This window comes from Streptomyces sp. NPDC059008 (assembly GCF_042749045.1).
Taxonomy (GTDB): Bacteria; Actinomycetota; Actinomycetes; order Streptomycetales; family Streptomycetaceae; genus Streptomyces.
The window spans coordinates 15,607-36,499 of sequence record NZ_JBHYJC010000003.1 but is presented as its reverse complement, the minus strand read 5'-3'; the positions used below and the strand labels follow the sequence as shown (position 1 = coordinate 36,499).

Sequence of the window (20,893 nt, the reverse complement as noted above, 5' to 3'; positions counted from 1 at the left end):
CCCGCAGGCGAGGGCGGTGAGCTTTACGTCCGCGATGATGCGGCACGTACCGACACGCAACACCGTGGAGCGAACGTGAAAACAGGAGATCAGATCGTTCAGGAACTCCCCTGGAGATGGTCCGTCCAGGGCAGGATCTTCATCATCGGTGGCCTCGGCTACCTCTTCGACGCCTATGACATCGCCCTGAACGGCTTCCTCATGCCGCTGCTGGGGGCGCACTTCGACCTCTCGCTCAGCGCGCGCGGCCTGGTGGCCACCGCCAACCTCGTCGGCATGGCCGTGGGCGCCATCGCCTGGGGCGCGGTCGCCGACCGGATCGGCCGCAAGAAGGCCTTCAGCGTCACCTTGCTGATCTTCGCGCTGTTCTCGGTGCTCGGCGCGCTCTCGCCGAACTACCCGGTCTTCCTCGGGCTGCGCTTCCTCGCCGGTGTGGGGCTGGGCGGCTGCATCCCCGTCGACTACGCGCTGGTGGGCGAGTTCTCGCCGCGCAAGTACCGGGGCCGGGTGCTGACCGCGCTCGATCTGTGGTGGCCGATCGGCGTGACGCTGTGCGGGTTCGTCTCGACGGCGATGCTGCCCCTGGAGGGGAACTGGCGCTGGATGCTCGCGACGATGGTGCTGCCCGCGCTGCTGCTGTTCTGGGCGCGTCGCGGCATCCCCGAGTCGCCGATCTATCTGACGAAGAAGGGCCGGGAGACCGAGGCCCGGCAGGTCATCGACGGGCTCGTGGCCCGCACCGGCGCCCCCGCCGAGCCGTACGTCATCCCCGAGCCGGTCGCCGCGTCGGGGCCGCGCGGAGTGGCCGCGGCCGCCGAACAGCTCGGCCGCATCTGGAAGTTCAGTCCCCGGATCACCTCCGCGGCCTGGCTGCTGTTCGCCACCATCATGCTCGTCTACTACGCGGCGCTGAGCTGGCTGCCGTCCATCCTCAAGGAGGAGGGCCTCGGTGACACGGCCGCCTTCATGAGCACCACGCTGATGAGCGGTGTCGGCATCCTCGGTGTCCTGGTCTCCACCGCGCTCGTCGACGTGGTCGGCCGCAAGTGGCTCATCGGGGTCTCGGCGCCGGTCGGGTCGCTGGCGCTGGTGGTCTTCGCGCTGGTGATGAAGATGCCGACCGGGTCGGTGGTGACGATCGCGGTGTTCGGCTTCCTGATGCAGCTGGCCATCCCCGTCCTGTACGCCTACGTCGCCGAGCTGTACCCCACTCCCCTGCGGGCCAGCGGCTTCGGCTGGGCCTCCTCGGTCAGCCGGGCGCTGACCGGCTTCGCGCCGCTGCTGTTCGGCTCGGTGATGTGGCCGGTGCTGGGGCTCCCGGTGACGTTCGCGGTGCTGGCGCTGGCGGTGCTGGTGGCCGTCGGGTGGATGGCCGTGGCGGCTCCGGAGACCAAGGGCCGGGCCCTGGACAGCGCCGGCCAGGACCCGTCGGCGGCCGCGGCCCGCGCGGTCCCCGAGCAGGCACCGCTCTGACGATCCTTCAGCACCACAGCACACCACGCACTACAGGAGGACCTTGAATCCTCCCCTTCGTAAACGAAGGGGATTCCTAGCTCACGTCGCCTGCGGCCCTGCGGACCAGCAGGTCTTACACGATCAGCACCAGCCGGGTTGAAGACCAGCCCGGACGAGCATCACGCGGGCGGAGTTCTTGTCCCTGGGGGACACGACTCCGCACGCGGTGCACGTATACGTTCGTTCTGAGAGAGGTAGCGCGTGCTTGGTTCTCGCTCCGCACTGTGCGCAGTCCATGGTGGTGTGCGCGGGGTGGACAACATACAGCTCACGGCCATGCTTGCGGGCCATGTGGATCAGCGCGTGTTTGGTCGCGCCGATCGCCGCGTCGGCGGCTTTCTTCGCCATCGTGGACTTGGCAAGGAACTTCGGGTGGAAGTCTTCGACCGCGATCCGATCATGGTCGCGGACGACGCGCTTGGCCCACTTTCGAGCGGTGTCCTCACGCTGCCGCGCGACCTTCTTCTGCAGCTTGGCCGTCTGCCGCTTCGCCTCGCGGTAGCCCTTCGATGCGGCCTGGCCGCGCTTCGGCTTTCGGCGCGCCATCATCCGCTGGTACCGCGCCAGGCGTTTGGCAGCTGTCCCGCCGTGCTGGGCATGGGGAAGGTCGTGTGCGTCGCTGGTGGTGGTTGCGGTCTGCTTCACACCCCAGTCGATGCCGATATCCCGACCGGTGGCTGGCAGTTCCTCGGTCACGGTTGGCACGACGAAGGACGCATACCAATGGCCAAGAGTGTCCCGGTACACGCGGACGCTGGAGGGGAGATGGGGCAGCTCCCGCGACCACACCACCCTCACCACGATCCCGCCGGCCAGGTGCAGACGGCCGTCATGGAGACGGAAACCGCGCCGGGTGTACTCCAGCGTCGGCAGCGCGTCGCGTTTCTTCTTGTACTTCGGCATCCCGGCCCGCTGCCGCATCGGCAGCCTGGCCTTGACGTCCTTCATGGCCTTGGCACGGGACTTGCCGAAGTCGCGTATCAACTGCTGCTGCGGAACACACGCGCCCTCCCGCAGCCACCCGTTCGCGGCACGGGCCCCGGTCAGCATCTTGGCGAGCTGTACCGGCCCGCACGTCCGCGGACCCTCGCCCTCGGGCCTGGACCGGTTCCAAGCGTGGGCCTGCTTGGACTTGGCCACGCACTCGTTCCACACCCACCGGCACCGCGACCACTCCGCCTCAAGAGCCGCACGGGCCGACGACGACAGCCGCAAACGGTAGGTGTACCGGGCATGCCCGGCCTCCTCCGTCTTCGCTTCCGTCGCCATACCCGACAACCTACCCGGGAGGTAGGACAGTTGAGGATCAGTGATCGTCGCGGGCTGCCTCATCACCACCGTGGTCAACACCGAATCACCCGACGGCCATTCGGCTTTCCCTGCCCTGCTCCGCAGGAGCTTCGCGTCCTCCCCAAGCTCAAGCACGGGGTATCCACCAAGGAGCACCGATGAAGCCCGCACCGTTCCGGTATCACCGAGCCCCCGACGTCGAAGGAGCCACCCGGCTGCTGGCCGAACTCGGTGAGGACGCCAAGGCCATCGCCGGCGGACAGAGCCTGGTCGCGATGATGAACTTCCGACTGGCCCGCCCGCGGCACCTGGTCGACATCGGCGGCATCCGGGAGCTCGACCGGCTGCACCGGGACGCCGGGGGCGGTCTGCGCATCGGGGCGCTCACCACCCACCACACGGTGCAGACCGCTCCCGCGGAGGTGCTCGGGGCGGGCTTCACGGTCCTGCGGGACGCCATGGGCTGGATCGGGCATCTGCCCATCCGTACGCGCGGCACGGTCGGGGGGAGCATCGCGCACGCCGACGCCACGGCCGAGTGGTGCCTGCTCGCGGTGGCCCTCGACGCCGAGTTCGTGGCGCGCGGTCCGCGCGGCGAGCGGAGCATTCCGGCCGCGGACTTCTTCCTCGGCTACTACACGACCGCCCTCGACCCGGACGAACTGCTGGTCGAGATCGTCTTTCCCCGGCCCGCTCCGTATGCGGCCCTCACCGAGTTCGCCGAGCGGCGCGGTGACTTCGCCCTGGTGGCGGCCGTCGTGGACCTCGACGTCGAGGAGGGGACCGTACGCGGCGGCCGGGTGGCGCTCGGCGGTGTGGCGGCCACGGTGGTACGGGTGCCCGAGGCGGAGTCCGTGCTGGCCGGCGGCGGCTCCTTCGAGGCCTGCGCGGCCGCCGCCGCCGAGGCCGTCGATCCGCCCGCCGACGCGTCCGGCAGCACGCACTACCGCCGGGGACTGGTCCGGACGCTGGTCCGACGGGCCTGCGAGGAGGCGATGTCCCGATGACGGAACGCAAGCTGGTGGGCAGGTCGGTGGCCCGCCGCGAGGACCCGCGGCTGCTGTCCGGGCGCGGCCGGTTCGTCGACGACATCGCGCTGCCCGGCATGCTGCACGCCCAGTTCGTGCGCAGTACGGTCGCCCACGGCGAGATCGCCTCGGTCGACCTGTCGGCGGTCCGCCGCGTCCCGGGTGTCGTGGCCGCGTTCACGGCGGACGACCTGGCGCTGGGCGACATCACCGCCCAACTGGGGCGCCCCGTCTCGGAGTTCGTGCCGACCTCGATGCCCGTCCTGGCCCGCGACAAAGTCCGCTACGTCGGGGAGCCCGTCGCGATCGTGGTGGCCCGGGACGCCTACGCGGCCGAGGACGGGCTGGAGGCGGCGCGGGTCACGTACACCACGCTGCCACCGGTCACGTCCGAGGAGGCGGCCCTCGCCCCGGGCGCTCCCCTGGTCCACGCCGAGGCCGCCCGCAACACCCTCGTCGACGTCTCGCTGTTCGCCACGGACGGCATCGACGACGTCTTCGACTCCGCGCCCTGCGTCGTCCACGTCGACACCAGGACCGGCCGGCAGAACGCGCTGCCGCTGGAGACCCGCGGCGTCGTGGCGCACTGGGACGACCGCGAGGAACAGCTCGTCCTGCAGACCTGCACCCAGGTCCCCCATCAGGTGCGGACGGTGGCCTCCCGCAGTCTGCGCCTCGACGAGCGCGCGGTGCGGGTGGTGGTGCCCGACATGGGCGGCGGCTTCGGCCAGAAGTGCGTCGTCGGCCGGGAGGAGATCGCGGCCGGTGCGGCCGCGCTGCGGCTGCGCAGGCCGGTGAAGTGGATCGAGGACCGCAAGGACGCGCTGTCCGCGTCGTTCCTCGCGCGCGAACAGCACTATCGGGTGCGCGCCGCCTTCGACGCGGACGGCGGGATCCTGGCGCTCGACGCGGACGTGGTGTGCGACATGGGCGCCTACTCCTGCTATCCGTTCACGGCGGGCATCGAGCCGCTGATGGCCTCCGCCGAGATGCCCGGCGTCTACCGGGTGCCCGCCTACCGGGTGCGCGGCCGGGCGGTCACCACCAACAAAGCCCCCACCGCGCCGTACCGGGGCGTGAGCCGGCCGCAGTACGTGATGGTCGTCGAGCGGCTCTTCGAGCGGGCCGCCCGCGAACTGGACCTGGACCCGGTCGAGATCCGCCGCCGCAACGTCATCACCGACTTCCCGTACACGGGCGTCAACGGCATCACCTACGACCCCGGTTCCTATCTGGAGTCCCTGAACCTCTGCGAGCGGCTCGTCAGGGACGAGGGCTGGTACGACGAACAGGCCGCGGCGGCGGCCGAGGGCCGGCACCTCGGCATCGGCTACGCGTGCTTCAGCGAGCGCACCGGCTACGGCTCGGCGACCTTCGCCCAGCGCAAGATGCAGGTCGTGCCGGGCTTCGACATCTCCGAGGTGCGGATGGACACCAGCGGCGCGGTGACCGTCACCACCGGCACCATGAGCCACGGGCAGAGCCACGAGACCACGATGGCGCAGATCGTCGCCGACGAACTCGGTCTGGACATGGCCAAGGTGCGGCTCCACCAGGGCGACACCGACCGCGTCACCTACGGCTGGGGCACCTTCGCCAGCCGCTCCATCACCGTCGGCGGCAGCGCGGTGCGCCTGGCCGCGGCGAAGCTCGGCGACAAGCTGCGGGCGATCGCCGCGGCCCGCTGGGACGTCGCCCCGGAGGAGGTGGAGCTGGCGGGCGGCCGCGTCCGCCGCCGCGACGACCACTCCGCCGTGATGACCTACGAAGAGATCGCCGACATCGCCTACCTCCAGGCGCAGCTGCTGCCCAAGGACATCGAACCGGGCCTGTCGGCCACCGCCACCTTCGACGTCTTCAACGACGGCACCTTCTCCAACGCCACCCACGGCGTCGTCGTCGAACTGCACGAGGGCACCGGGCGGGTGGAGATCCTCCGGTACGTCTGCGTGGAGGACTGCGGCGTCGCCATCAACCCGCAGGTGGTGGAGGGGCAGTGCCGCGGCGGCATCGCACAGGGCATCGCGGGTGCGCTGTTCGAGCAGGTCACCTACGACGCCCAGGGCGAGCCGTCGGCGACCAGCTTCATGGACTACAAGGTGCCCACCGCCCATGAGATCCCCGATGTCCTGATCCACCACCTGGAGACGCCCTGCGCCTTCACCGAGACCGGCGCGAAGGGCGCCGGCGAGGGCGGCACCATCGGGGCACCCGCCGCCGTCCTCAACGCCGTCAACGACGCCCTGCGCCCCACGGGCGTCGAGCTCGACCACACGCCGGTCACCCCGGAGACCGTGTACCGCGCCCTGCACCAGGAGGCCACCCGATGACCGATGACGCAGTCGTGACGCAGCGGGAGTTGCAGCTGTTGACCCTCGACGTCAACGGCGAGCAGCACGAGGTGATCACCGAGCCGCGCCGCACCCTCGTCGACGTGCTCCGGCACGAGCTGCGGCTGACCGGTACGCACGTCGGCTGCGAGCACGGCATCTGCGGCGCCTGCACCGTGCTGGTCGACGACCGGCCGGTACGCGCCTGCCTGATGTTCGCGGCGCAGGCCGAGGGCGCCCGGATCCGTACCGTCGAGTCCCTTTCGGACGGGGACGGGCTCAGCGATCTGCAGCGGGCGTTCAGCGAGCACCACGGGCTGCAGTGCGGGTTCTGCACACCGGGCTTCCTGATGCTCGCCGAGGGGTTCCTCGCCGAGCGGCCGGAGGCGACCAAGGAGGAGATCCGGGAGGTCGTCGCCGCCAACCTGTGCCGGTGCACCGGCTACCAGACCATCGTCGAAGCGATCGACGGGTGCGCGCGGGCCCGGCGCCGGGCCTGCGCGGGTCTTTGTGACAGCAAGGAGAAATGACGTATGCAACTGACCCACGAGGTGCCGGTACAGGCCTCGCCGGACGAGGTCTTCGCCCTGATGAACGATGTCGAGCGGGTCGCCGGGTGCATGCCGGGCGCCGCGCTCGACGGGCAGGACGGCGACGCCTGGCAGGGCCGGGTGAAGGTCAGGGTGGGTCCGGTCAGCGCCGCGTACGCGGGCACGGTCCGGTTCCTGGACGTCGACGCCGAGCGGCGGCGGCTGCGGGTGCACGCCCGTGGGGCCGATGCGCACGGCAGCGGGGACGCGGAGGCCGAGGTCGCGCTGGAGGTGGTGGCGGCGCCCGGGGGCGCGGTGCTCCAGCTCTGCACGGACCTGGTGATCCGCGGCAAGATCGCCCAGTTCGGGAAGGGTGCGATCGCCACCGTGTCGGACCGGATCCTGCAGCAGTTCGCCCGGAATCTGGGGAGTCTGCTGGACCAGGACCGGGCCGGCGCGGCGGCGCCCCGGGACGCGGCCGGCGCTTCCACCGCGCCCGCCGCGCAGCGGCCCGCCCTCGCGCAGAGCTCCGAACTCGACGGCCTGGCGACGCTGCTCGGCCCGTCCGCCGCCAAGTACGGCCTGGTCGCCGGGGCGTTCGTGTTCGGGCTCTTCGAAGGCTGGCTGCTGGGCCGGCTCGGCGCCCAGGCGCGGGAGCTGCGCGCCCTGCGCAGGGCGTCATGAGCGCCGCGCGGTACGGGCCGGAGACCGAACTCGCCTATACCCGGGCGGGCTTCGGCGCCCCTGTGCGCCGCGGTGAGCGGCCCGCCATCGTCGTGGTCGACCTCACCCGCGGCTTCACCGAGGACGTCTTTCCGTCCGGCGCCGACCTGACCGGTGTCGTCGGCGCCACCGGCGAGTTGATCGAAGCCGGGCGCGGGTCCGGCGTGCCCGTCGTGTTCACCGCGATCGCGTACACGACGGCCGAGGCGACCGGCGACGCCCTCCCCTGGCTGCACAAGGCGCAGGGCATGCGGGCGCTGCGCGAGGGCAGTGCGGAGGTCGTGGTCGATCCCCGGCTTCCGCGCCGGCCCGGAGACCACCTGATCGTGAAGAAGGGCGCCTCCGCCTTCTTCGGGACCTCGCTGGCCGCCCTGCTGACCGGCCTGGGCTGCGACACGGTGCTGGTGTGCGGGGCGACGACGAGCGGTTGTGTGCGGGCGACGGCCGTGGACGCGGTGCAGTCCGGGTTCTCGGTGCTGGTGCCGCGCGAGTGCGTCGGCGACCGGGCGGCCGGCCCGCACGAGGCGAATCTCTTCGACATCCAGGCCAAGTACGGCGATGTGATCGGCCTCGCGGACGCCGTCGGCTATCTCGGCGGGCTACCGGGCTCGGCCCGGTGACCCCGCCCCCACTCCCCCGTCCGCCACTGGAGGTTCCCGTGCCGCCGAACCAGCCCACCCGCTGTCTGCCGCAGTCCGCGCTCGCCGACCTCGCCGACGTACCCGCCACGAGCCGCTGGGTGCGCTCGGGCGGCACCCGTCTGCACGTCCTGGACTACGGCGGCGACGGCGTCCCGCTCGTCGTACTGCCCGGCATCACCAGCCCCGCGATCACGATGGACTTCGTCGCGCGGGAACTGACCGACCTGGTCCGCCCGTTGGTGCTCGACGTCCGCGGCCGCGGGCTCTCGGACGACGGCGGCCGCTACGACCTCGACGCGTACGCCGAGGACACCGAAGCCGTCGTCACCGGGCTCGGACTGGACCGTCCGGTGCTCTTCGGGCACTCCATGGGCGCGCGGATCGCGGCCGTGACGGCCGTCCGGGGCAAGGTCGCGCTGCGGGGCACGGTGCTGGGCGACCCGCCGATGAGCGGGCCGGGGCGCGGGCCCTACCCGACGGCGCTGACGGCGTTCCTGGACCAGTTGGCGCAGGCCGCACGCGGCACGGACGCGGACGAGGTGGCCGAGTCGTGGCCGCGCTGGCCGCGGCCGGAGCAGGAGTTGCGGGCGCGCTGGCTGGCCAGCTGCGGGCGGGAGGCCGTCGTGGCCACCCATCACGGTTTCGAGAGCGAGGACTTCTTCCGCTGGTGGCCCGATGTGCCGGTCCCCACGGCGCTGCTGTACGGCGCCGAGAGCCCCGTCGTCACCGCCGAGGGCGCGCGGGAGGCGGCCGGGCTCCACCCGTCCGCCGCGCTCGTCAGGATTCCGGACGCCGGCCACATGCTGTTCTGGGACAACCCGCCGGCCGCGCTCGCGGCGCTGCGCGCGGCCCTGGGCCCGATGCTGACCTGACACCCCGTCCGCGGACCGGCTGCCGGACCGTCCCGTTCCGGCTGCCGAACCGACGCGGAGCCGTGCTTAAGTGAGCCCATGGCTGACGAAACCGCACCCTCGACCTCCATCCCGCCCCGGCCTCCCGCCGCCCTGACGACCGCGCCCGGCTACCAGGTCCGACGCCTCTACCAGGCATATCTCGCGGTCTGGATCCGCGCGGTGGACCCGACGCTCACCGGTCCGCAGTTCGCGGTACTGCAGACCGTGGACGCGGCGCCGGGGCACGATCAGCGGTCGATGGCGTCGGCGGTGGCCCTGGACACCTCGACGATGGCGGACGTCGCCCGGCGGCTGGAGACCCGGGGGCTGATCGTCCGCAGAACGGCCGCCGACGACGGCCGCCGCAAGTTGCTGTACCTGACCGAGGAGGGCAAACAGACCCTCGACGACGCCAACAGCCGTGCGCGGCAGCTCGACCAGCGGCTCCTGGAGCCCTTCGGCGACGAGCGCCGCGAAGAGATCGTGCACCTGCTCACCTCGCTCGCCGACCACTGGGAGCGACTCACCGAGGACCTGTAGCCGCGCGCCGCGGCGCTCCACGGGTCCCGGTCCCGCTCGTCAACGACCGTCCGCACACCGGACCCCGGAGGATGCCGTGCCCCGCCCCGACCACCACATCGGCCTGATCGTGCCCAGCTCGAACCGCACCATGGAAACGGAGCTGCCGCGCATGCTGCATGCGCGGGAGTCCGTCCTGGCGGAGGACCGGTTCGTCTTCCACAGCAGCCGGATGCGCATGCAGCACGTCACGCCGGAGCAGTTGCGCGCCATGAACGCGCAGACCGGACGCGCCGCGCTGGAACTCGCCGACGCGCGGCCCGACGTGGTCGCCACGGCCTGCCTCGTGGCGATCATGGCGCAGGGCCCGGGGCACCACTGCACCGCGGAGGACGAGATCACCACCGTGCTGCGCGACCAGGGTGCGCCGGCCCCCGTCGTCTCCAGCGCCGGGGCGCTGCTCGACGGGATCAGGGCCCTGGGGGCGCGGCGGGTCGCGATCGTCACTCCGTACATGAAGCCGCTGACCCGTCTGGTCGCGGAGTACATCGAGGACGCGGGCACCGAGGTGGTGGACGCGCTGAGCCTGGAGGTGCCGGACAATCTGGCGGTGGCCCGCCTCGACCCCGCCGACCTGCGCGCACACTGGCGGCGCCTGGACCTCTCCCGGGCCGACGCACTGGTCCTCTCCGCCTGCGTCCAGATGCCGTCGCTGGCGTCGATCCAGCCGGTCGAGGACGCGGCGGGACTGCCGGTGCTCTCGGCGGCCACCGCCACGGCCTACCGCATCCTCACCGCGCTGGACCTCGCGCCGTTCGTACCGGACGCGGGCAGCCTGCTCAGCGGGCGGGCCGGCCGGGACGGTGGGCCGTGACCAGCAGGGCGGCGCTGCGCAGGCGTACCGCGCCGTCGTCGTCCTCGTGGGAGCGCAGGGTGTCGATGAGCCTTCGGCGTGCGCGCTCCCGCTCCTCCGGTCCGACCTGGCGGCTCAGGTGGTGTCCGGGGCCGGATTCCAGCAGCAGGGCGGCCGCGTCGGCCGCGTCGCGCCCCCACGTCCCGTAGGCCTCGGTCTCGGCCACCTCGATGTCCTGGTACCCGGCGGCGGACAGCACCTCGCGCAGCAGGTCCGGATCCGCCAGGGAGAACATCCCGGGGCCTCCCGGTGCGCCGAAGCCCCCCATGGGCAGGATGTCGCGCAGTGCGGCGACGGCCCGCAGCCACTCGTTGGCCTCAGCGCGCGTCGCGCAGACGAAGGCGATGCGGCCACCGGGGCGCAGGGCCCGCCCGATGTTGGCGAAGGCGGCGACGGGGTCGGCGAAGAACATCACGCCGAAGCGGCTGATCATGACGTCGAACGTGCCCGGCTCGAAGGGGTGGGCCTGCGCGTCGCCCTGCTCGAAGGCCACGTTGCCCAGCTCTTCGAGCTCGGCGGTTCGGCGTGCGCGCGCCAGCATCGGGGCGGAGAGGTCCAGGCCCAGGGCCCGGCCGCGGACGGCCCGGCGTGCGGCGAGCCGGGTCGTGCTCCCGGCTCCGCAGCCGATGTCCAGGACGCGGTCGGCCTCGGTGAGGGCGGCGGCGGTGAGCAGGGGGGTGTTGAAGCCCCCGTTCACGGCGTCCCAGCGGTCCTGGTTCCGGGCCCAGTGGGTGCCCTCGTAGCCGTTCCATGCCTGTGCCTGATCGGTGTTGACGAGGTGTTGCATGTGACCTCCTGATGGCTCCGGTGTCTGCCGAGACCTAGAATGGGCGCTCGCCCAAACAGTATGGGCGCTTGCCCATACCGGCAACGCCCTTTGTGTGCCGGGGTGTTCACCGCGCACGGACCAGGAGAGGTGTCATGTCACCACGTGGGGTAGCGATCCCCGACCCTCGCGAGCGGCTGTTCGCCGCCGCGGAGCGGGTCCTGTCCCGCGAGGGCCCGGCCGCCCTCACCAGCCGAGCGATCACCACCGAGGCGGGCTGCGCCAAGGGAATGCTGCACACGCACTTCGACGGCCTGGACGCATTCGTCGCCGAGCTGGCCCTGGACCGGCTCGCGCGCACCGCACGAGAAGCCGCGCGACTCCCCGGGCGCGCCGGTCGGGCAACCGTGGCCGACAACCTCGTCACGGTCGCACTCGCCCTGCTGAACTCCCTGGAACCCGCGGTCGTCGGCCTGGCCATGACCCGCCCGGGCGCCGCCCTGCGGATTCGCCGGGCGCTGGAGGCCGGCGCGCCGGGCTTCACGGCGACACAGGACGCGATCGGCGAGTACCTGGACGCCGAACGACGACTCGGGCGCCTCGCGGACGGCACCGACACCGCGACCGTCGCACTCGCTCTCGTCGGCACCCTCCACCACCTGCTGATGACCAACTGGGCCGGCGCCCCGCACCCCCGCGAACCGGCGGAACGACTGATCGCCCTGCTCATCGGCACCGACTCGGACGGCGCGGCGGGTGCTCGGGCCACGCCGCCCGGGTGAGCCGGCGTCCGCCGCCGACGCGGAGGACGGCTTCCGCTCCGGGTGGCCGGACGTGCCGGTCAAATCGAGCGGGACGGTGGCGAGTTCTGTCATATGACGTGGCCATATGGATGAATCGCACGGACGTACGGGGGATCTGCCGGCCCCCACCGTGGCGAGCAGCTCCCGACCGGGAATGCGGGAAGCGCGGCGTTGCCGCCTTCCCGACCCCGAACGAAAGGAGTGATCGATGGACGTCGACTTCGACAAGGAAACCGGTATCGGCCCCACGGATCCGAAGGGAAAACTCACCACCGAGGAGAAGGCCCTGCTCCGTGATATTCAGGGAAACATCCTGAAGAGCCACGGCCGGGACCACAGCCGGCACCTTTTCATCAAGTTCGATGCGACAAAGGCGCAGGAAGCCAGAGCCTGGCTCGCCGAATTGAGCAAGACCAAGGTGACATCCGCGCTGAAGCAGTGGGACGATTCGCGCGCCCGCGCCGAAATCTTCGAGAAATCGAAGAAGGCGGAGGACCCCGAGGCGTATCTCGATGTGGAGCTGTCCAAGAAGCCCAGCGGCATCTTCGTCAACGTCATGCTGTCGGCCAAGGGGTACGACACCCTCGGCCTGAGCGGCAAGAAGCCGACGGACACCACGTTCGGCGGGGGCGCCGCCGGCGCGGTGAGCAGGCTCGCCGACCCTCCCCGGAAGGACTGGGAGACGCCCTTCAAGGAGGACCTGCACGCGCTCGTCGTCATCGCGGACGACGACCCGGGCAAGGTCGCCGCCGAGGCCAAGGCCATCGCGGACTCCCTCAAGAGCGGCAAGGTGGTGAACACCGAGGTCGGCCGGGCCCTGCGGCGCGGCAAGAACGGCCCCGTCCACGAACACTTCGGCTTTGTCGACGGCGTGAGCGATCCGCTGTTCTTCGCCAAGGACATCCCCAAGAACAGCAAGCAGTGGAACCCCGGGGCGCCGCTCAAGCTCGCACTGGTGAAGGACCCCGGCGGGCACTCCAAGACCGGCTACGGAACTTTCCTGGTGTACCGCAAGCTCGAACAGAACGTCGACCAGTTCAACATGGACCGGCACGAGTTGGCCAAGGCCCTGGCGAAGGAGGACAACCGGACCGAACCCAACCACGCCGACCGCGAACTGGCGGGCGCCTACCTGGTGGGACGCTTCCCCGACGGATTCCCGGTCTCGGAGAACGCGACTCCCGACGGCGCCGACAAGGACATTCCCAACAACTTCAACTTCAGCGCCGACACCGGCGGACTGAAGTGCCCGTTCCAGTCGCACATTCGCAAGACGAACCCGCGCGGAGACACCACCAAGTTGGGCGGGACGCTCAAAGAGGAGCGCACCCACCGCATTTCCCGCCGGGCCATCAGCTATGAGAAGAAGGGCAAGGTCGGCCTGCTCTTCCTGTGCGTCCAGGGGAACATCCAGAACCAGTTCGAGTTCATGCAGTCGGCCTGGGTCAACGCCCCGGAATTCGTCCAGTCGAAGCCGCCCACCGGCCTGGACCCCGTGGTCGGCCAGGGCAAACCGGTCGCCCAGCAGTGGCCCGCGAAGTACGGCTCCGACAAGAAGGTCACCCTGAGCCTGAAGCAGTCCGTGCACATGAAGGGAGGCGAATACTTCTTCATGCCCAGCATGGGCTTCCTCAAGGGCCTCGCGAAGACCGGCTGACCCGCAGGACCGACCGATCCGTGCGGTCCGCGACCGCCCGGGCCCGGATGCCCGACACCCGGCCCCGGGCGGCTCCCCGGGCGACGTGCGCGCCCCGGCGTCAGCCGGCCGCCCGCCCGGCCTCCCGGGCGTGCTCGGTACGCGCCCGCGCCAGGGCGGCGTCGAAGTCCCGCTGGGTGTCGTCGCACCAGTGCAGCAGATCGGCCAGCACCTGCTGCAAGGTCTCACTGGGGCTGCGGCGCCAGCCCTCGCCCGAGAGCGTGTACGTCTGAAGGGCCTCGTCGGCGCGTCGCACCGCCGCATCGTGCCCGTTCGGCGTCGCCATGTTCGCATCTCCCGTCGCAGCGGTCCGTCGTGTGCGGGCGCGCGCGGTACGACGCACACGCCCCACGAAAACTATAATGCACTGCATATTTGGAGTAGGCTTCACTATTATCCGAGGCGGGCCCGGTGGGCCCATGACGAAGCAGGGGCGGGAAGGCATGACCACCACAGCGTCGGACGCGCTGCGCAGGGTGACCGCCGTCCGGTACGTGACCCCGCTGCGGAGCGGTGGCTCGGTCCCCGGCGTCGTCGAGGCCGACGACCTGGGGACGTACGTCGTCAAGTTCACCGGCTCGGCGCAGGGACGCAAGGCGCTCGTCGCCGAGATCGTCGTCGGCGAGCTGGCCCGGCGACTCGGCCTGCGGGTACCGGAGTTGGTGCTGGTCGACTTCGACCCCTCGGTCGCCGCGGAGGAACCGCACCAGGAAGTGCAGGACCTGCTGCACGCCAGCGCGGGGCTCAACCTCGGCATGGACTGTCTGCCGGGAGCGGCCGACTTCACCCCCGACGCCGCGGACGCCGTCGAGGTCGATCCGGCGGAGGCGGCCAGGGTCATCTGGCTGGACGCGTTCACCGCGAATGTCGACCGCACGGCCCACAGCCCGAACCTCATGACCTGGCCGTCCTCCGGCCACCAGCGCCCCCGTCTGTGGCTCATCGACCACGGCGCCGCCCTCGTCTTCCACCACCGATGGGACACCGCGACCGACACCACCACGAAGGCGTACGACCTCCGGCACCACGCGCTCGGCACCCGACGGCCCGACATGGCCGCGGCCGACGCCGAGTTCGCCCCCCGCATCACCACGGGACTGCTGCGCGAAGTGGTCTCCGCCATTCCCGACGCATGGCTCACCGACGAACCGGGATTCGCTACCGCGGCAGAGGTCCGCAACGCCTACGTCGCCCATCTCACGGCCCGGGCCCGGGACTCCGCCTCCTGGCTCCCGACGGAGTTCCCGTCACCGTACGGTCCGGCCACCGGTTAGGGGCGAAGGGCTGCGGGAACGCAAAGAGGCCGCGGCCACGGCAGTCTCCGCAGTGGCCGTCGGCCTCCTCGTGGAGCGCGGCTTCGATCACGCCCGGGACGGACGCTCCACCGGCGCCCGGGCCGGCGCCGATCAGTCGAGCGCCACGTGGACCGCCTCATAGCCGACCTTCAGCCGGCTCGACTTGATTTTGACGGAGCGGATGGAGACATCGGTGAGGCAGCTCAGGTCGGTGACGTGCGTGCCACCGCAGAACTCCGTCGCGAGCCCCTCGATGGTGATCGTCCGCCGCCCGTCGCACTCACCGGAGCTGATCGGGAGGCCCTGCGCGATGGCCTTGGCCACTCCCTCCCGCAGGGAATCGGCCAAGTGCTGCTTGTCCACTTCCGCGCCCTCCAGCTCGTACTCGACCCGAGCCTGACCGGGAAAGTGATTGCTGCCCACGTGCCGCACGCCGAACGGGCGAATCAGCGCGTCGACCAGGTGACCCGCGGTGTGCAGGGCGGCGTGCAGACGGCGTTGTTCGGCGTCGATGGCCGCGGTGACCACTCGACCCTCGGAGAATCCAAGGTCGTCGTTGCCGGATTCCGGGACCAGGTCGACGTAGACCCATCCCGATTCGGGGTCACGGACCGGGGAGGCAGGAATATCGTCGACCCAGCCCCGATCACTCGGCTGTCCTCCGCCCTGCGGATGGAAAATGTTGTCCACCAGGGCCAGTCGAATCCCGGCGGCGCTCGACGCGGAACTCAGAATCCTGCTCTTGGCCTCGTAGGTGTACGTCTGGGTCAGATAGACGTTGTGCTGCGTGCCCACTGTCTTTGGGGTGCCTTCCGTATGGCTCACGGTGTGTTGCGGGAGAGTGCTCATGGTGCGCTACAAGAGAAGATCGAGGGGCGGAAATGGCGAATTATTTAAGCCCCGGTGCCGCCGGTCCGCGCCGTTCGGCCGGTCGCGCCGTTCTGTGCTGGGACGGCGGCTCCTTCCCGCTCGCCCCGTCCCACTCGTCCGTGTGGGACGTTTCGGGCTCTCCGGTCAGCGCGTCGGGGGCGTCGCCGGAGGCCTCCCGGCGCGGACGGCGATTGATGAGTGCGACGCCCGTGATCCCGAGCGCCCCGCCGACCAGTGCCAGAGGGGACGGCACCTCCCCCAGCCATACGTACGCGACGACGAGGGCGACCGGTGGCACGAGGTACAGGGCCGCGGTGGACGAGGCCATGGACAGCCGGGCGACCGCGTACCCCCAGACTACGAAGCCCACCGCGGAGGGGAACAGTCCCAGGAAGATGGTGGACGCCAGTGACGCCGCCGACGCGGTCGCGAAGCCGTGCACCATCCAGGGGACGAGGGGGAGCAGGAAGAGGGTCCCCGCCCACATCGCGTAACAGGCGACCTCGAGGCCGGTGTACCAGGCCAGGAGGGGCTTGGTCGCGAAGTGGTAGACGCCCTGGACAACGGCCGCGGCGAGGACGACCCACGCCGAGGCGGTGTATTGGGCATGACCTCCGGCCACCGCGATCACCGCCGCGCCGACGATCGCCACCACGCTTCCGACGGACTTCAACCAGGTGATCCGCTCCCCGAGGAAGGCCGCCGCGAGCAGCACGCTGAACACCGGTGCGACGGCGATGAGCAGGCTCGCGGTGCCGGCGGGGACGTGTACCTCGCCCCAGTTCAGAAGGATTTGGTAGGCCGACATGCCGCTCACACCGCACAGCACGATCATGGGCAGGTCGCGGCGGCGTGGTGCGCGTACGCCGAGGAACGGTGCCGCGATCGCCAGGGCGACCGAGGCGACCATGAGGCGGGCCAGCGAGAGGCCGGCGACACCGAAGCCCTGCAGGCCCACGCGAATGGCGGGGAAGGCCGAGGCCCACGCGAAGACGGTAAGGGCCAGGGCCCAGATGGCTTTCGGGATCTTCACGAGCCCGATCGTGTCACCGACGCATGTCCGGAGCAAATGCCCCAGACGCAAATAAAGGGGTTTCGGGTCGTTTCTGGCCACACACGTTGCGACGATCACTCGTACTTTCTTGCGAGAAATCACCGGAACGGGTAATTCCGATCCCACTTTTACCGACAAGCTCGTAGCCTCACCTGGAGCACCCGGTCCGTATGGATCTGTGCGGACCGTCGGCCGCAACCCAGACAAGCGAGGCAGAGCGCTTCTTATGGCTGATTACGACTTCACGCGGATTCTGATCTATGCGTTCAACTACGCCGACCGGATACTGCAGGAGGTCTCGTACCTTCGCTACTCGGCGGAGCGGAGCCTTTGTTTCCTGTGGGACCTCCGCGACCCGGCGGTGCGGGCTGTCGTCATCACGTCGGAACCGGTCGATCCCTACACGCTCGAGTACCACTTCCGCGACGTCTTCCGGTTCGACGACCGCATGGTCGAAAGCGCCCGTGAGCGGCTGACCCTGCTGACGCCGAGCTCCCACCAGCCGCGCCCGCTCGATGATCTGGTCCTCGACGAGGGCCGGATCGTGGACGCGCTGCGGGGCGCCGCGCAGGAGAGCGCGCAGACGTCCATCGTCCACTTCATGGCCTCCGACTCCCTCGACGAGCTGGCCCGCCGGGTCGGTGCCGATCTCGAAGAGGGCAACCGGTCCTTCGTCGCCCGCTGGGGAAGCAAGGCCGGCGGCAAGGAGATCCTCCTGCGTGCCGGTGTCGCGGTGCCCGACGGGACGGCGGAGGAACTGCGCAGCGAGGAGGCCGTGGTACGGGAGATCGAGCGGCTCGCCTCGGGCCCGCGCCGGGCGCGGCGCGTCATGGTGAAGCTGAGCCCGGACACCTACGCCGCCTCGATCGGCAATGTGCTGGTCGACTGCGACAAGCTCGGCAGCACCGGGGATCTCCTCGCGGCGGCCGAGGTGATCCGGATGCCCTCCGACGACTTCTACCGGGAGCTCGCCGAAGGAGGGGCGATCGTGGAGGAGTTCCTCGACGACGTCACCTCGTCGCCCAGCGGGCTCGGGGACATCCGCGCGGACGGCACGGTCAAGGTGGTCGCCAGCCACGACCAGGTGCTGTCGGGCGGCCAGTACTGGGGGTGCCGGTTCCCGGCCCAGGAGCGGTGGCGGCCCGTCATCAACGACGCGGTCGCGCGCACGGGTGCGGTGCTGGCCGAGCTCGGTCACCGGGGCACGTTCGGTATCGACTTCGTGATCGCGGGAGAGCGCGGACCGCTCGCGGTGGAGATCAACCTGCGCAAGGTCGGTCCCAGTCATGTGCTGAAGTACGCCGAGGCACTCGTCGGCAGGGAGGTCGGGGACGACGGACTGCTGCGGCGGAGCGACGGACAGCCGATGTGCTACGTCCACGGGCGGCTGCACGAACCGGAGGCGCTCGGCAGGATCGACCCGAGGACCGCTGTCGAGCGGCTGCGTGCGGAGGGGCTGCTCTACGAGCAGGACAAGGGCGAGGGCGTGGCCCTGCATGTGCTGGGGGCCCTGAAGTCCTGCGGCTTCGTGGAGTTGACCGCCTTGGCGCCCACCTTCGAGGCCGCCGACGCGTACAGCAAGGCGGCGAAGGCGTCCTTGATGCGTGCTTGAGGGAGGCCGGCCCGAGACGATGAACCGCCCCGCGTGACCAGGGCGGTTCATCTCGCTCAGCCGGGGCGCAGGGCCCGCTCGAAGGTCTCCACGATGCGCTCCGGTTCCTCGGTCCCGACGGAGATCCGCAGCATGTCCCGGTGCAGTCCTCTGGCTCGCAGAGCGGCACGGCCCTCCGGCGTCGAGAGCAGGTCGTAGTGCGCGATGAAGATCTGTGGTGACGCCATCGTGAACTCGGCACCGAAGCTGGGGCCCTTGGCCACCGCGAGGCGGTCGTATACCTGCTCGAGCGGGACTTTGAGGTCCACCATGAGCAGGCCCCCCGGCGCGTCGGGCCGGCGTTCGACCTTGCGGTAGTTGCCCTCGGAGTGGGCGTCGTACGCCCAGTCGACGCGTCGGACGACCCGGTCGTGGCGTTCGAGACAGGCGGCGAGGGCAAGGGTGTTGGCGTTCACCCGCTCCATGCGTTCCGCATAGCCGCGGATCCGGGCCGCCACGCGTGCCGTGTCGCGGTGGTAGGGCTCGTCGCCGTGGCGCCGCAGCTCGGTGCGGAGGTCCGGCCCGAAGGAGGAGTCCGGGTTGACCACGACCGCGCCCATCAGGACGTCGGCCGAGCCGGTGGCGTATTTGGTGAGGCTCTCGCAGACCACGTCGGCGTGGGGAAGCACCTCGACGTTGTAGGGGGTGGCGATCGTCGCGTCGACCACCAGTGCGCAGCCGGCCCGGGCGGCGATCTCCCGCAGGGCCGGGATGTCCGGGGCGCGCAGGCTCGGATTGCTCGGGACCTCCGCGATGATGCCGGCGAGCTCCCCGGCGTGCGCGTCGGCGACGCGGGCGATCTCCGACAGGTCGAACGGGTCGGGGACCGTGGTGTGTTCGACGTCGATGACGCGCTTCTCCAACAGGCTCATGGTGTCGAAGAAGATCCAGCCGAGCTGGAGCCATCTGCGCCGGCCGTTCTCCCGCTGGATCCCGGAGACCGCGGCGATGGCTGCCGCCACGGCGTTCATGCCGCTGTTGTGCAGCGAGACGTCCGCTGTGTCGCGTACACCGTAGGCGTGGGCGAGGACGGCCCTGACGGCTTCCGAGGGCGCGTCCTCGACCGCGGCCTCGGCTTGCCGGCTGTCGATCAGACCGGCGTCCAGCAGGACGTCTTCCGCCTCGCGCGAGGACAGGTGGCTGCCCGTGTGCTGTACGTAGGCACGGACCCGTGCGGCCGAGGGGCCGTCGGCGGGGAGCCGCACGCCGTGCAGGCCGTGTCTGTCGAACGCGGCGTCAGGGGAGAGCCCGGCGTAGGCCGCGGCGGCTTCCGCGGCTCGTGCCGAGCGGGTCAGGACGAGGTCCTCGCCCGGTCCGATGCCGTCCTGCGCGAGGAGCCCCGCCACCCGTGTCACATACGGATGGGTACGGAAGCGCGGATAGCCCCAGGAGATGCGGCTCCGGGTGGCCGCGTCGCCCGACTCGTAGCCGACGACCGCCGCGACGTCGGGGATCGAGACGGACACCGAGTGGATGGAGCCGGGGATGGGCCGGCCGACGGCGATGTGCCGCAGGCCGCGGGCCGACCCGATGTCCCCGGACTCCCCGGATGCCTCGAGGGTCATACCTCAAGGCCCACGAGCTGCTGCACGCCGTCCCAGTAGCGCTCCACCAGCCCGAGGAATTCGAAGGCGCCCTCCTCGAACTCCGCGCGGGTGGCCGGCGATCCCACATAGGGGGCGATCGCGTTGAAGACGGAGTTGCTGTGGCCCACCTCGACGTCGATGTGCAGTTGCCAGAAGTGGCGCAGGTCCTTGTCGTAGCCCTGGTTGCCCAGCCCGTCATTGATCTTGGAGACCATGATGGACGACATGGTCTCGTCCGCGTACAGCGCGCCGAGGGCCTTGTGGATCGACGATTCGGTGTACAGAATCCGGATTCCGTCGTTCAGGCGCTTGGTGACCTCGAGCGGCTCGTAACGGTCGAGGTGTTCCTTGTCGATTCCGATCCGGGCGAGGAAGTCGCCGAAAAGGACGGAGTGCGTGGGGTCGCCGCCGACCTCGTCGGCCACGTTCAGGATGATCTCCCGGAGGATCATCTCGTCCCGGGTCTTGATCGCCATCCCGGTGATGTAGAAGGGGAGATGGCGGAAGAAGTAGTGGCATTCGCTGTACATGAGGCGCTCTTGCTCGGGGGAGAGCCGCGTGGTGCGATAGGCGTTCAGGTACGGGTGTTCGACACCACGGTGCCCGGCGATGCGGGCCAGCATGCCGTCCAGGTATTCCTTGATTGCCGGGTCCTGGACGGCAATCCGGCGGCGGATTCCCGGTTCGACGTTGTCGAAGTGGTCCCATACGGCTGTGGCGGTGGAGTCCGGGGTGTTCAGCTCGGTCATCGTCGTCTCTCTTCGTGGACGGGAATCGGCGTCGGGCACTT

The 20,893-nt window shown here is 70.5% G+C and carries 19 protein-coding genes and 1 pseudogene; 13 read left to right on the top strand and 7 right to left on the bottom strand.

Going from position 1 to position 20,893, the window contains the following annotated elements; all coding sequences use genetic code 11:
* Positions 1-75: 75 nt before the first annotated feature.
* Positions 76-1,473 (top strand): MFS transporter, encoded by a 1,398-nt coding sequence (locus tag ACFWZH_RS05435; protein WP_384425765.1) that lies wholly within the window; start codon positions 76-78, stop codon positions 1,471-1,473.
* Between the two features lie 104 nt (positions 1,474-1,577).
* Here ACFWZH_RS05435 and ACFWZH_RS05430 read toward each other — a convergent pair.
* Positions 1,578-2,784: pseudogene (locus tag ACFWZH_RS05430) on the bottom strand (RNA-guided endonuclease InsQ/TnpB family protein); the annotation flags it as partial.
* Between the two features lie 179 nt (positions 2,785-2,963).
* Between ACFWZH_RS05430 and ACFWZH_RS05425 the strand changes: the two are divergent.
* The 8 genes from ACFWZH_RS05425 to ACFWZH_RS05390 all read left to right on the top strand — a co-directional run bounded on the left by ACFWZH_RS05425 (position 2,964) and on the right by ACFWZH_RS05390 (position 10,343).
* Positions 2,964-3,812 carry an FAD binding domain-containing protein gene (locus ACFWZH_RS05425; RefSeq protein WP_384425762.1) on the top strand — a complete coding sequence of 283 codons (849 nt, stop codon included), beginning with the start codon at positions 2,964-2,966 and terminating at the stop codon, positions 3,810-3,812.
* Positions 3,809-6,163, top strand: coding sequence for a xanthine dehydrogenase family protein molybdopterin-binding subunit (locus ACFWZH_RS05420; protein WP_384425760.1), 2,355 nt, complete (start codon positions 3,809-3,811; stop codon positions 6,161-6,163). Before ACFWZH_RS05425 ends, ACFWZH_RS05420 begins: the two co-directional genes overlap by 4 nt.
* Positions 6,160-6,693, top strand: coding sequence for a (2Fe-2S)-binding protein (locus tag ACFWZH_RS05415; RefSeq protein ID WP_384425758.1), 534 nt, complete (start codon positions 6,160-6,162; stop codon positions 6,691-6,693). The genes ACFWZH_RS05420 and ACFWZH_RS05415 overlap by 4 nt, the downstream gene beginning before the upstream one ends.
* Before the next feature lie 3 nt (positions 6,694-6,696).
* Positions 6,697-7,377 carry an SRPBCC family protein gene (locus tag ACFWZH_RS05410; protein WP_384425755.1) on the top strand — a complete coding sequence of 227 codons (681 nt, stop codon included), beginning with the start codon at positions 6,697-6,699 and terminating at the stop codon, positions 7,375-7,377.
* Positions 7,374-8,036 (top strand): isochorismatase family protein, encoded by a 663-nt coding sequence (locus ACFWZH_RS05405; protein WP_384425750.1) that lies wholly within the window; start codon positions 7,374-7,376, stop codon positions 8,034-8,036. The genes ACFWZH_RS05410 and ACFWZH_RS05405 overlap by 4 nt, the downstream gene beginning before the upstream one ends.
* 38 nt (positions 8,037-8,074) lie before the next feature.
* On the top strand, positions 8,075-8,929 hold the full coding sequence (locus tag ACFWZH_RS05400; RefSeq protein WP_384425747.1) for an alpha/beta fold hydrolase: 855 nt from the start codon (positions 8,075-8,077) through the stop codon (positions 8,927-8,929).
* 78 nt (positions 8,930-9,007) lie between these two features.
* Entirely contained in the window at positions 9,008-9,490 is a 483-nt protein-coding gene (locus ACFWZH_RS05395) for a MarR family winged helix-turn-helix transcriptional regulator (protein WP_384425744.1), read from the top strand.
* Between the two features lie 76 nt (positions 9,491-9,566).
* Positions 9,567-10,343, top strand: coding sequence for an Asp/Glu racemase (locus ACFWZH_RS05390; protein ID WP_384425742.1), 777 nt, complete (start codon positions 9,567-9,569; stop codon positions 10,341-10,343).
* Here ACFWZH_RS05390 and ACFWZH_RS05385 read toward each other — a convergent pair.
* Positions 10,309-11,169: a class I SAM-dependent methyltransferase gene (locus ACFWZH_RS05385; protein WP_384425739.1), complete on the bottom strand. Its 861-nt coding sequence runs from the start codon at positions 11,167-11,169 to the stop codon at positions 10,309-10,311. The two genes, ACFWZH_RS05390 and ACFWZH_RS05385, sit on opposite strands and share 35 nt — an antisense overlap.
* Before the next feature lie 134 nt (positions 11,170-11,303).
* Here ACFWZH_RS05385 and ACFWZH_RS05380 point away from each other — a divergent pair, with 134 nt between their 5' ends.
* Together ACFWZH_RS05380 and ACFWZH_RS05375 are read left to right on the top strand one after the other, a co-directional pair.
* Complete coding sequence (locus ACFWZH_RS05380) at positions 11,304-11,930, top strand: TetR/AcrR family transcriptional regulator (protein WP_384425737.1); 627 nt, start codon at positions 11,304-11,306, stop codon at positions 11,928-11,930.
* 229 nt (positions 11,931-12,159) lie between these two features.
* A complete protein-coding gene (locus ACFWZH_RS05375) occupies positions 12,160-13,608 on the top strand; it encodes a Dyp-type peroxidase (RefSeq protein WP_384425734.1) in 1,449 nt (482 codons plus the stop codon).
* A 100-nt stretch (positions 13,609-13,708) separates the two neighbouring features.
* Here the strand turns inward: ACFWZH_RS05375 and ACFWZH_RS05370 are convergent, their stop codons facing one another.
* Positions 13,709-13,933: a hypothetical protein gene (locus tag ACFWZH_RS05370; protein WP_384425732.1), complete on the bottom strand. Its 225-nt coding sequence runs from the start codon at positions 13,931-13,933 to the stop codon at positions 13,709-13,711.
* Between the two features lie 157 nt (positions 13,934-14,090).
* Between ACFWZH_RS05370 and ACFWZH_RS05365 the strand changes: the two genes are divergently transcribed.
* Entirely contained in the window at positions 14,091-14,921 is an 831-nt protein-coding gene (locus tag ACFWZH_RS05365) for a HipA family kinase (RefSeq protein ID WP_384425730.1), read from the top strand.
* Positions 14,922-15,053: 132 nt separating this feature from the next.
* Here ACFWZH_RS05365 and ACFWZH_RS05360 read toward each other — a convergent pair whose 3' ends face one another.
* Complete coding sequence (locus tag ACFWZH_RS05360; RefSeq protein ID WP_384425727.1) at positions 15,054-15,737, bottom strand: alanyl-tRNA synthetase; 684 nt, start codon at positions 15,735-15,737, stop codon at positions 15,054-15,056.
* A 94-nt stretch (positions 15,738-15,831) separates the two neighbouring features.
* The gene (locus ACFWZH_RS05355; protein ID WP_384425724.1) at positions 15,832-16,845 is read right to left on the bottom strand and encodes a DMT family transporter; all 1,014 of its coding nucleotides are present in this window, start codon (positions 16,843-16,845) and stop codon (positions 15,832-15,834) included.
* 247 nt (positions 16,846-17,092) lie between these two features.
* Between ACFWZH_RS05355 and besA the strand changes: the two genes are divergently transcribed.
* Entirely contained in the window at positions 17,093-18,478 is a 1,386-nt protein-coding gene (besA, locus tag ACFWZH_RS05350; RefSeq protein ID WP_384425721.1) for an L-propargylglycine--L-glutamate ligase BesA, read from the top strand.
* Between the two features lie 56 nt (positions 18,479-18,534).
* Here the strand turns inward: besA and besB are convergent, their stop codons facing one another.
* Both besB and besC read right to left on the bottom strand, forming a co-directional pair.
* Positions 18,535-20,082, bottom strand: coding sequence for an L-2-amino-4-chloropent-4-enoate dechlorinase/desaturase BesB (gene besB / locus ACFWZH_RS05345; RefSeq protein WP_384425719.1), 1,548 nt, complete (start codon positions 20,080-20,082; stop codon positions 18,535-18,537).
* The gene (gene besC / locus ACFWZH_RS05340; protein ID WP_384425716.1) at positions 20,079-20,852 is read right to left on the bottom strand and encodes a 4-chloro-allylglycine synthase BesC; all 774 of its coding nucleotides are present in this window, start codon (positions 20,850-20,852) and stop codon (positions 20,079-20,081) included. Before besC ends, besB begins: the two co-directional genes overlap by 4 nt.
* Positions 20,853-20,893 lie beyond the last annotated feature (41 nt).

Excerpts from the sequence above, each read along its gene's own strand:
- ACFWZH_RS05395 (WP_384425744.1), top strand. The coding sequence starts at position 9,008 with ATGGCTGACGAAACCGCACCCTCGACCTCCATCCCGCCCCGGCCTCCC.
- ACFWZH_RS05415 (WP_384425758.1), top strand. The coding sequence starts at position 6,160 with ATGACCGATGACGCAGTCGTGACGCAGCGGGAGTTGCAGCTGTTGACC.
- ACFWZH_RS05410 (WP_384425755.1), top strand. The coding sequence starts at position 6,697 with ATGCAACTGACCCACGAGGTGCCGGTACAGGCCTCGCCGGACGAGGTC.
- ACFWZH_RS05380 (WP_384425737.1), top strand. The coding sequence starts at position 11,304 with ATGTCACCACGTGGGGTAGCGATCCCCGACCCTCGCGAGCGGCTGTTC.
- ACFWZH_RS05425 (WP_384425762.1), top strand. The coding sequence starts at position 2,964 with ATGAAGCCCGCACCGTTCCGGTATCACCGAGCCCCCGACGTCGAAGGA.
- besA (WP_384425721.1), top strand. The coding sequence starts at position 17,093 with ATGGCTGATTACGACTTCACGCGGATTCTGATCTATGCGTTCAACTAC.
- ACFWZH_RS05375 (WP_384425734.1), top strand. The coding sequence starts at position 12,160 with ATGGACGTCGACTTCGACAAGGAAACCGGTATCGGCCCCACGGATCCG.
- besB (WP_384425719.1), bottom strand. The coding sequence starts at position 20,082 with ATGACCCTCGAGGCATCCGGGGAGTCCGGGGACATCGGGTCGGCCCGC.
- ACFWZH_RS05420 (WP_384425760.1), top strand. The coding sequence starts at position 3,809 with ATGACGGAACGCAAGCTGGTGGGCAGGTCGGTGGCCCGCCGCGAGGAC.
- ACFWZH_RS05405 (WP_384425750.1), top strand. The coding sequence starts at position 7,374 with ATGAGCGCCGCGCGGTACGGGCCGGAGACCGAACTCGCCTATACCCGG.
- ACFWZH_RS05365 (WP_384425730.1), top strand. The coding sequence starts at position 14,091 with ATGACCACCACAGCGTCGGACGCGCTGCGCAGGGTGACCGCCGTCCGG.
- ACFWZH_RS05370 (WP_384425732.1), bottom strand. The coding sequence starts at position 13,933 with ATGGCGACGCCGAACGGGCACGATGCGGCGGTGCGACGCGCCGACGAG.
- besC (WP_384425716.1), bottom strand. The coding sequence starts at position 20,852 with ATGACCGAGCTGAACACCCCGGACTCCACCGCCACAGCCGTATGGGAC.
- ACFWZH_RS05385 (WP_384425739.1), bottom strand. The coding sequence starts at position 11,169 with ATGCAACACCTCGTCAACACCGATCAGGCACAGGCATGGAACGGCTAC.